This window comes from Streptomyces europaeiscabiei (genome assembly GCF_001550375.1).
Lineage (GTDB): Bacteria > Actinomycetota > Actinomycetes > Streptomycetales > Streptomycetaceae > Streptomyces > Streptomyces europaeiscabiei.
This window is the reverse complement of the sequence record NZ_LRTR01000110.1, coordinates 1-9,913: the sequence shown is the minus strand read 5'-3', so window position 1 is coordinate 9,913 and position 9,913 is coordinate 1. Positions and strand designations below refer to the sequence as shown.

At 71.5% G+C, this 9,913-nt stretch carries 9 protein-coding genes; all 9 read right to left on the bottom strand.

What is annotated here, in order from left to right; translation table 11 throughout:
* On the bottom strand, positions 1-1,078 hold a 1,078-nt coding region (locus AWZ10_RS04850), incomplete at its 3' end, for an MATE family efflux transporter (RefSeq protein WP_107417379.1).
* Complete coding sequence (locus tag AWZ10_RS04845) at positions 1,075-2,358, bottom strand: DUF4910 domain-containing protein (protein ID WP_060890533.1); 1,284 nt, start codon at positions 2,356-2,358, stop codon at positions 1,075-1,077. The genes AWZ10_RS04850 and AWZ10_RS04845, both read right to left, overlap by 4 nt.
* Positions 2,346-3,371: an NAD-dependent epimerase/dehydratase family protein gene (locus tag AWZ10_RS04840; protein WP_060890532.1), complete on the bottom strand. Its 1,026-nt coding sequence runs from the start codon at positions 3,369-3,371 to the stop codon at positions 2,346-2,348. Before AWZ10_RS04840 ends, AWZ10_RS04845 begins: the two co-directional genes overlap by 13 nt.
* Before the next feature lie 3 nt (positions 3,372-3,374).
* Entirely contained in the window at positions 3,375-4,022 is a 648-nt protein-coding gene (locus tag AWZ10_RS04835) for a PIG-L deacetylase family protein (RefSeq protein ID WP_060890531.1), read from the bottom strand.
* Positions 4,019-4,828, bottom strand: a complete 810-nt coding sequence (locus AWZ10_RS04830; protein ID WP_060890530.1) for a glycosyltransferase family protein — start codon at positions 4,826-4,828, stop codon at positions 4,019-4,021. Before AWZ10_RS04830 ends, AWZ10_RS04835 begins: the two co-directional genes overlap by 4 nt.
* Positions 4,825-6,060 (bottom strand): class I SAM-dependent methyltransferase, encoded by a 1,236-nt coding sequence (locus AWZ10_RS04825; RefSeq protein WP_060890529.1) that lies wholly within the window; start codon positions 6,058-6,060, stop codon positions 4,825-4,827. Before AWZ10_RS04825 ends, AWZ10_RS04830 begins: the two co-directional genes overlap by 4 nt.
* Complete coding sequence (locus AWZ10_RS04820; protein ID WP_060890528.1) at positions 6,057-7,331, bottom strand: glycosyltransferase; 1,275 nt, start codon at positions 7,329-7,331, stop codon at positions 6,057-6,059. The genes AWZ10_RS04825 and AWZ10_RS04820 overlap by 4 nt, the downstream gene beginning before the upstream one ends.
* Positions 7,332-7,333: 2 nt before the next feature.
* The gene (locus AWZ10_RS04815; RefSeq protein WP_060890527.1) at positions 7,334-8,575 is read right to left on the bottom strand and encodes a hypothetical protein; all 1,242 of its coding nucleotides are present in this window, start codon (positions 8,573-8,575) and stop codon (positions 7,334-7,336) included.
* A 1-nt stretch (position 8,576) separates the two neighbouring features.
* Positions 8,577-9,913: right-handed parallel beta-helix repeat-containing protein (locus AWZ10_RS04810; protein WP_060890526.1), on the bottom strand; the 1,337-nt coding region annotated here is incomplete at its 5' end.

Below are 9,913 nucleotides of genomic sequence, written 5' to 3'. Positions count from 1 at the left end.
GCCCGGCCGCCGCGCCGGTGCCGAGGCCGGCGCCCGCGACGCCGAGGGTGACCGGCACGATGAGCTGTGAGGCGGTGTGCCATACCTCGCCGAGCACGAACTCGCCGAGCCGGTCCGGCATCAGGAGCAGTGCCCCGCCCCACAGCAGCGCGGCGACGGCCTGCCCGCCGCCGAGCAGGAGGCAGAACGCGCCGAGCCGCTGCGGGGCCTGCCGCACCACCCGTGCCGCCTCCGCGACGGTGACCAGCGAGAGACCCATCAGCACGGCGAGGAACGGGCCGAGCATGAGCTCGGCGCCCCGGACCGCGCCCACCGCGCCGACCCCGACGATCGCGCCGAGCCCGTACGCACGCAACTGGCTCGCGCCGCTGAGGCTGACGTTCTCGACCAGGTACCGGTAGCCGAGGTCGCGTTGCTCGCGAAGCCACGCACGTGCCCTGGTCGTCCGGGGCCGGACACCGGACTGGAGGCAGCCGTACCCCGCGGCGACCGTGGCGGACGCGCCCCAGGCGAGTACGAAAGCGGCCACGCTGCCCACGCGGGCCGCCATGACCATGGCGGGGACGAGCGCGACGCCCCACACGAGGTCGTTGACGAACGCCTTCCGCCCCGTTCCCGCGGCGAAGAACGAATACCGCCAGGCGTCCTGCAGCAGCAGTCCCGGCAGCATGACGCCGAGACAGGCGAACGCGGGCCCCACGCGGCCGCCGAGCGCGAGGCCGACCACCAGACACGCCGCGCCGATGGCGGCACCGACGCCGAGAGCGGTACCCGACGACCGGGCCACCGCACCGCGCCAGGAAGCGTCCGACACGCCGCTGAAGCGCACCACGAGCGGATCGGTTGCCAGGCCGCGGGAGACGTTGAGCACCACGCCGTACGTCACCCAGGCAAGGCTGAACACGCCGAAGGCGGTCACTCCCAGCGAGCGCGCCACGTAGATGCCCACCGCGAAGTTGCTGATACTGGAGGCCGCCTGGTCGGCCAGTCCCCAGGACAGCCGGCCGACGAAGGCCCGCCGGGCGGATCCGGCCGGTGCCGTCGTCGTCTTCTCCTCCTCGGTGGCCATCGGCGTCATACCTTGATCAGCCCGGCGCCGTGCAGGGCGTCGGCCGCGGCGGCGACGGTGTCGAAGGGCAGCCCGGACCGTTCGGCGACGTCCAGCAGACCGTGCTCGCCGTCGGAGAGGCTGAGCACCCAGAGCATGGCCATCTGGGCCTGCTTGGTGTCGCTGCGGCCGCCGAGCGCGTCGTACAGGCCGCGTCGGCCCAGCTGCGGTTCGCCGTAGGGGCTGAGGTTGACGTACCGCCGGTTGCGGTCGAGGACGGCGAACGCTTCGCGGCAGACGGCGAGCGTGTCCGCCATCGCCTCCGGGGAGACGAAGCCCGGGTTGTCCGCCGAGGTGTGGTACTCGGGATAGCCGGCGTACGGGGTCCGGCTGAGCGAGCCCACACCGAGATCGAACCCGGGCGAGCAGTACTGCCGCTCGTCGTAGCCGTACGGTGTGAACTCGTTGACGTGGTGCGGGCGTTCGGAGGCGGCGAGCACGTGCCGCATCACCCGGTCGATCTCCGCGTCGCCGCGCCGGCTCTGCTTGTACGTCAGCCGGCCCGGGTCACCGGCGCAGGCCAGCACCAGGCCGTGCTTGACCCGCTCGATCCGCTCCGCGTTGCGGGCCAGCCAGGTGATCGCCCCGATGGTGCCGGGCGCGAAGATGAACCGGTAGGTGTAATGCGGCGTCCGCTCCGCCAGCGACCGGGCCAGGAACGTCGCCACCGCGATGCCGGCCAGGTTGTCGTTGGCCAGGGACGGGTGGCAGACGTGGCAGGAGACGATCACCTCGTCGGCGACCTGCCCGGGGACCACGTGCTCGGCGTAGGTGAGGTGGCCGTCGGCGAGGGTGGAATCGATGCGGACCTCGTACTCGCCGTCCGGCAGCGCGTCCAAGGTCTCCTGGGCCAGGCAGAACCCCCATTCCGGCTTGTAGTAGCTGGTGCGGTACGGCACCCAGGAGGGGTGGTCCGGCAGGGTGTGCAGATGCCCACGCAGCTCGGACAGCGGCATCGTCGCCGACACCGGCACGCTGTAGCCGAGCACGTGCAGGCTGGACGCGGCGAAGTCGACGACCCGGTCGCCGGCGCTGTCGGCGATGTACGCGTCCCGGATGTTCCACTCCTGCGGCACCGTCCAGTCGAGCACCTGGGTTCCGGTCGGCACCTCGTGCACCCGCAGCGGGACGTACTCGCCGACGATCTCCAGGGTGGCGCGCACACCGTCACCGGTGATGCTCCGGCACAGCGGGTACAACCGCTCCACCAGTGCGTGCATCTCTTCGCCGACCGCGGTCATCGGCGCCACCGCAGGGTGTCGTCGACGGCGCCGGCCTCGGATGCCGCGCGCAGCACGGCGAGGCGGGTGAAGCGCCGCTCGAAGTCCTCCGTGGTCAGCCCGAACTTCCGGTAGGCGTCGGCGAGTTCGATTGCGCCCTGCTTGACCGTCCACGCGCAGTCGAAGCCGGGGATCGCGGCGCGGAAGCGGGAGAAGTCCACCCGGTACGACCGCGGATCGGCACCGTTCTCCCCGGTGATCACCACCTTCGCGCCGGGCACCGCCTCGGCGACCTGCTCGGCGATCTCGGCGACCGTGACGTTGTTGAACTCGCTGCCGATGTTGAACGCCCGGTCGTGCACCGCTTCCCGTGGCGCGACCAGCGCGGCCGTGAAGGCCCGTGCGATGTCGGCGGCGTGCACCAGCGGGCGCCAGGGGGTGCCGTCGGAGAGCACCAGGACCTCGCCGGACAGAAGGGCGTGGCCCACCAGGTTGTTCAGCACGATGTCGGCGCGCAGCCGGGGTGAGTAGCCGAAGGCGGTGGCGTTGCGCATGTACACCGGGCTGAAGTCGCCGTCGGCCAGCGCGTGCAGGTCGTCCTCCACCCGCACCTTGGACTCCGCGTACGGCGTCACCGGGCGCAGCGGGGCGTCCTCGGCCACCAGGTCGCCACCGCCGGCGGCGCCGTAGACCGAGCACGTCGACGCGTACAGGAAGCGCCGCGCTCCGGCGTCGCGGGCCAGCCGGGCAAGGCGTACGGACGCGTGGTGGTTGATGTCGTAGGTGAGGTCCGGCGCCAGTGATCCCAGCGGGTCGTTGGACAGGGCGGCCAGGTGGATCACGGCGTCCACCCCGGCCACGTGCTCGGCCGTGACGTCGCGCAGGTCCACGCGCGGCCCCGGCGGGTCCGCGGGCGGCGGGCCGAGGACGCAGTCGGCGAACAGGCCGGCGTCCAGCCCGACCACCTCGTGCCCGGCGTCCGCGAGGACCGGGGCCATCACCGTGCCCAGGTAGCCCTGGTGTCCGGTCAGCAGTACGCGCACAGTTCATTCCCCCAGGTCGAGAGTGAGTTTGGTGACGGCGAACGCCTCGGCGTAGCGGGTGTGGCATTCGATGCCGCGGATCCGGGCCAGCCCGAGGAAGGCCTCCCGGTCGTACCAGGGCCGGTGCCGCTGCGAGGGGTAGTGCTCCTGCAGCAGCCGCACCTTCCGTTCGGCGGTCTCCGGCGACAGCGGCTGGTACGCCGCCGGACGGCCGAGATCGCCGTCCCACTTGACGATCTCGTAGCCGAGCACGAGGTGGTCGCGGAACGCGGTGCGCACCAGCTTTGCCAGGCCGCGGTGATCCTGGTGCGCGTCATCGGTGCGCGGGGCCACCACGAGATCCGGCTCGGTCCCCCCGCGCAACTCCTCGACCGCGTCCTTGGCCTCGCCCCAGTGCGCCGGCAGCCGGCCGTCCGGCAGCTTGAGCACGGTCAGCCGAAGGTCGGCACCCGGGCAGAAGGCGGCGAGCGCGGCCTGCTCCTCCTGCTCCCGCTCGCTGCCACCGCCGGAGAGCACCAGAGCGTCGACGCGGATACCCGGCCGCGCGAGGCACAGCGTCAGCAGCGTGCCGCCGGCGCCGATGGCGATGTCGTCGCAGTGGGCGCCCACCGCGACGATCCGGTCCAGGGGCCCGGCCCCGAGCCGGATCACACGGTCCTCGCCGCGGCGCCCGTATCCACGCCGTCCCGCTCCCACACGGCCCACGGGCGCTCGCCCCGTGCGTAGGCGTCGTCGAGCGCGGCCCGCTCCTTCACGGTGTCGGTCGGCTTCCAGAAGCCGCGGTGCTGGTGTGCCACCAGCCGCCCCCGCTTGGCCAGTTGCGCGCATCCGTCGGCGACCAGGTCCCCGCCCTCCGGGATGTGGTCGAAGACCTCCTGGCGGAGCACGAAGTAGCCGCCGTTCTCCCACAGCGGCATGTCGCTCACCGCGGTGATACCCCCCACCAGGCCGTCGTCGCCCAGATCCACGCAGTGGAACGAGGACTGCGGCGGCACCACCATCATCGACGCACCGGCGTCGCGCCGGGCGAACTTGTCGATCATCTCCGGCAGCGGGGCATCGGTGAGCACGTCGGCGTAGTTGGCGAGGAACATCTCGTCGCCGTCCAGGTGGTGCCGCACCCGGCGCAGCCGCTCCCCGATCGGTGACTCGATGCCGGTCTGCGCGAACGTGATCGTCCAGGAGGCGATGTCGGTGGACAGCAGCTCGGTCCGGCCGCCCCGCAGCACGAAGTCGTTGGACGTCGTCTCCTCGTAGTTGAGGAAGAAGTCCTTGATGTGGTGAGCCCCGTACCCGAGGCACAGGATGAACTCCGTGTGCCCGAAGTACGCGTAGTAGCGCATGACATGCCAGATCAGCGGCCGAGGGCCGACCATGGCCATCGGCTTGGGCACGTCGTCAAAGGCTCCGCTGCGCATCCGCAGCCCGTAGCCGCCGCAGAACAGTACGACCTTCATGCCTTGACCTCGACAATGCTCAGTTCCGGAATCGGAAAGACCAGTCGGCCGCCCCAGGCGTGCACGAAGGACAACTGCTCGACCAGCTCGGCCCGCAGGTTCCACGGCAGGACGAGGACGTAGTCCGGTTCGTCGGCGGCTATCTGCTCGGGCGGCAGGATCGGGATGCGGGTGCCCGGGGTGAACCTGCCGTGCTTGTAGGGGTTGCGGTCGACCGTGTACGGGAGCAGATCCGGCCGGATGCCGCAGTGGTTGAGCAGGGTGTTGCCCTTGCCCGGAGCGCCGTAGCCGACGACCGTCTTGCCGCGCTCGGCCGCGTCGACGAGGAACCGCAGCAGGTCCCGGCGCACCTTGGCCACCCGGCCGGAGAACTCGGTGTACCCGGACAGCTCCTGCAGTCCGGCGGCCTTCTCCCGGTCCAGCACGTCGGCCACCCGCCGGGTCGGCTCGCCGGCCATCTCGGCCGGCCGGGCCCACAGCCGGATGGAGCCGCCGTGCGTGGGCAGCAACTCGACGTCCACGAGCGTGAGCCCGCCGCTCGCCAGCGCCCGGGTCGCGGACGCGACCGTGTAGTACTGGAAGTGCTCGTGGTAGATCGTGTCGTACTGGTTCTCCTCGATCAGGGTCAGCAGGTGCTGCACCTCGATCGAGACCCAGCCGTCGTCGGAGACCAGGGCGCGCAGCCCTCGGGTGAACCCGACCACGTCGGGGATGTGCGCGTACACGTTGTTGGCCACGACCAGGTCCGCCGGGCCGTGCTCGGCGCGGACGTCGGCGCCGGTGACCGGGTCCAGGAACTCCGTGAGCGTGGGCACACCCGCGTCCCGCGCCGCGGCGCCGACGTTCACCGAGGGCTCGATGCCGAGGCAGCGGATCCCCCGGTCCACCACGTGCCTCAGCAGGTACCCGTCGTTGCTCGCGACCTCGACCACGAAGGCGTCGGGGCCCAGACCCACCCGCTCCACGGCGTCGGCGACGAACGTGCGCGCGTGCTCGACCCAGGAGGTGGAGAAGGAGGAGAAGTAGGCGTACTCCTTGAACGTCTCCTCCGGCGTGATCAGCGGAGGGATCTGTGCGAGCCAGCAGTCGGTGCAGACCCGCAGGTGCAGCGGGTACGCCGGCTCCGGCAGGTCCAGTTGATCCGCGGCGAGAAAGCTCTCGCACGGCGGGGTCGCGCCCAGATCGACGACGCTCACCAGCGCCGCCGAGCCGCAGAGTCGGCATCGTGTCATTGACTGCCCCCATCCCGCTCGCGCGGGTGTCCCCGCCGCGAGCCAGTGCTTTTGTCCCCAACCGGCGGCGGGCTGTCCCCGCCGCCGGACCGACCCGCGATCGCGGTGCGGTACTCATCCACCAGGCGCTCCAGCCCGACGGCCGGGCTGAAGTCGCGCTCGTAGCGGCGCCGGGCCGCCTGGCCCATCTCCCCGTTGCGGGCCGGCTCGGCCGTGATCCGGCGAAGGCAGGACGCGAGCGAGGCGGGCTCGCCCGGCCGGTGCAGCAGCCCGGTCACCCCGTCCTCGACGAGTTCGACGAAGGCGCCGTGACCGGCGGCGACGACCGGGACCCCCGCCGCCATCGCCTCCACGACCACCAGGCCGAACGCCTCCAGCCACGTGGAGGGCGCCACCACGGCGACCGACCGCGCGACGGCCTTCTGGCACTCCGCCGTGTCATAGAGGCCGACGTAGCGGACGTCGTCCCGGCCCGCCGCCCAGGCGGTCACCTCCGGTTCCAGCGGCCCCGTACCGGCGATCACGAGCGGGACGCCCACCCCGCCGTCGGCGGCGAGTTCGTCCCACGCGGCCATGAGCAGCCGCACGCCCTTGGCCTCCGCGAGCCGGCCGAGAAAGAGCAGATGCTCGCCCGCGCCCGAACGGCAGGCGCCCGGGTCGGGCACGAAGTTGTGCTTCACCGCCAGCCGCTCGGCCGGCATCCCCGACCGCACCAGCACGTCGCGCTGCGCCGCGGAGATGCAGAAGAACCGCTCCACGCCGGACCACCACCGCCGCCGGTTCACCGACAGACTGACCGCGAGCGGCACCGTCGCCAGCCGGGAGTCGCGGTAGCAGCCGTGCCGGACGGCGGGCAGCGGCGCGGACCCGACGCACTCGGTGCACGGCCGGCCGTCCCGCTGCAGCGTGCCGGGCGGGCAGACCTGGGTGTAGTTGTGCAGCGTGGCGACGGCGGGCACGCCGGCGTCGGCGCAGGCGGCCAGCACCGCCGGCGACAGGAGCGGGAAGACGTTGTGGACGTGCACCACGTCCGGCCGCTCGCTGCGCAGCCGGCCGGCGAGCTCCCTGCGGACCGCCGGGTTCCACGGCACCAGCAGCGGTAGCGCGGCCTTGCCCAGCAGGGACCGGGCGGCGATGTCGTCGCTGCGCCGCTCGAACACCTCGACCCGGTGGCCGGCCCCGCGCAGCAGCGCTACCTCCTGGTCGACGACCTTGTTCTCCCCGCTCGGCTGCGCCGAGGCGTAGCGGTTGTGCACCACGAGGACGTGCATGCTCAGATCACCTCCGATCTTCGGACCCATCGCGGGACGGGCCGTCGGGGGACTTCGGGTGTCGAGGGGGCGGTGGCCTCGGCCGGTGCCGCCAGCAGCGAGGCGGCCACGGCCAGATGCAGCAGATACGGCGAGGCGTCGCCGAGCCCGGCCTCGGTGTACGAGGCGATCGCGCAGTAGCTGATCAGGAAGAGCGCGCAGGCCCTGGACAGCGACGGTGGCCGCAGCAACGCGACGCCGCCCAGCACGATGATGATCGCCGCCACCAGGGCGACGCCGGTCACCCCCTGCTCGTGGTAGACGGCCAGCCAGCTGTTGTCGATCGGCAGTCCGCCGAACGACTTGTCGCCCAGGCCCGCGCCGAACAGGTACTCCGAGGTCGTCCGGGGTGCCGCCAGCAGGGCCTCCCAGACCTTGGCCCGACCGGTGAGGCTGGTGAAGTTCTCCTGGCTCTGTCCGCGCAGGAACCACGCCTGCAGCGCGGAGCCGAAGCCCACCGCGGCCACGGCGGCGCACAGCACCGCCCAGGCGAAGAAGCGGCGGGCCGCGGCGCTGGTCAGGAAGAGCGAGCCGATCGCCAACACCAGCCCGATGAGCAGGCCGAGCGTGGCCGTGCGGGTATGGGTCAGCGCGAGCAGGACGAGTGCCGGCACGATGACCAGCGCCGCGCTGCGCCCGTCGGTCCGGCGGCCCAGAACGAGCAGCACGGCCAGCCCGATGATCACCGCGGCGTACTGTCCGATCTGCGGCGGGGTGAGCGGCCACAACGCGCCGACCAGCCGCCCGCCGTAGAGCTCGGGCAGGGCGGCGCCCGGTGAGATGACCGCGCCGACGGCCACCGATCCGAGGACCACGAAATACATCCGGATGTGGAGCCGGACGAAGGTCAGGCCGCCGTCCCACCAGCGGCTGAGCAGCCACAGTGTGCCGACGAAGAGAGCCAGCCGGGCGCAGCGGAACACCGCGCCGAACCCGGACTCCAGGTCAGCGCTGGAGATCACGCTCGGCACCAGAAGCAGGCTGAGCAGGAACACGAAGGCACTGGCCCGGATACGCAGCCGCGGATTGACCGTGAGCGCCAGCGTGAACGCGGCCACCAGCGCGCCCATGGTGACCATCTGGATGAGGGAGCGGGGCAGCGGGACGATGGTCTTCGCCCCGGCGGAGCCGAGCGTGTTGAGGACCAGCAGCCCCCAGGCCGTCCCGACGATCTTCGACGTGTGGTCCGTGTGCTCCGGGCTCATCTCAGCCACCGTCCCGTGCGCGGAAGGTGCTGTCCGCGTCCTGCCGGTACGGCGCGCCCTGCCACTGCAAGGAGTCGAGTACCCGGCTCGGGTCGTGGGCGACGAACTTCCATGGCCCGACATAGACGTTGTCGTGCCAGCTGTTGTGCTGCTTGCGGGTGATCGCCTCGGCCACCCGCTCGCCCTTGTACGGCGACCAGTCCGGATAGGTGCCGTAGTTGGCCAGCACCGCCATGCGGTCGCACCTCACCGTGCAGTCGACGACGGACTTGTCCAGCACGAAGCGGTTGCCGTGGATGTCCACCCGCTGGGTCTTCCACCGGCAGTCGGCGTAGAGCGGTGCGGCGGCGATCGCGGGCTGCGCGCAGCGGTCGATCTTCTTCACCAGCAACGTGCAGTCACCGGACGAGGTGTTGGCCGGGCTGTTGCAGAACCGGTCGGCGTTTTCCCACAGGGTGATCCCGGACCAGTTGTTCTCCAGCACGTTCCGGTAGATCTCGATCTTGTCCGTGCGGGCTCGGATCCGTGGTTCGCCGCCGGACTCGGACAGGTAGATGGTCGCGAACGGGAAGTTGTCGCCGCGGTCGGCGTACGTGCGGCCCTCGACCCAGTTGTTGCGCCGGATCCTGTTCTTGCGGATGACCGCGTTGTAGCTGGTCTCGTAGATCAGCGCGGCCCCCTCGTTGGCCTCGATCACGTTGTCCTCGATGAGGAAGTCGTTGTTGTTGGTGTCCGCCCACAACCCGGCTCCTCGGTTGTCGTGCACCCAGTTGCCGCGTACGTCCGCGCCGTCGACGGCCCAGAACTTGACGCCTCCGGTGCAGCCGCAGCCCGGTCGCCGCTTCTCCCAGTCGTCCCTGTTGTTGCCCACGATCTCGTTGCCCTCGACCACCAGGCCGGTGATACGGCCGGTGGCCTTGTACGCGTTCATGCCGTACTGACCGTTGTCGCGCAGACAGCTCGCGCGGACCTGCTGGCGGGCGCCGGCCATCAGCGCGGCGCCGGAGTTGTTCTGGATCGTCGCGTGCTCGATCACCCACCCGTCGGCCGAGTCATGGTTGACCACGCCCTCGTCATGCGGCGCGACGAAACCCTGCACCGTCAGGTAGCGGATGGTGACGCCTGCGGCGTTGCCGCCGAACGCGTACTGGTTGGTCTTCCGGCCGTCGAGCACCGCGCCCGGCGCCCCGAGGTAGCTGTTGCCCTCCTTGGGGATGACCTGGGAGTAGCGGTCGCGATCGAGTCTGTGCTTGCCCGGCCGAAGCCAGAACGTGGTGTGCGGGGGGTTGTCCTTGGTCTTCGCGGCCAGGTCGCCGGCCACCGCGGGCTCGACCGGCA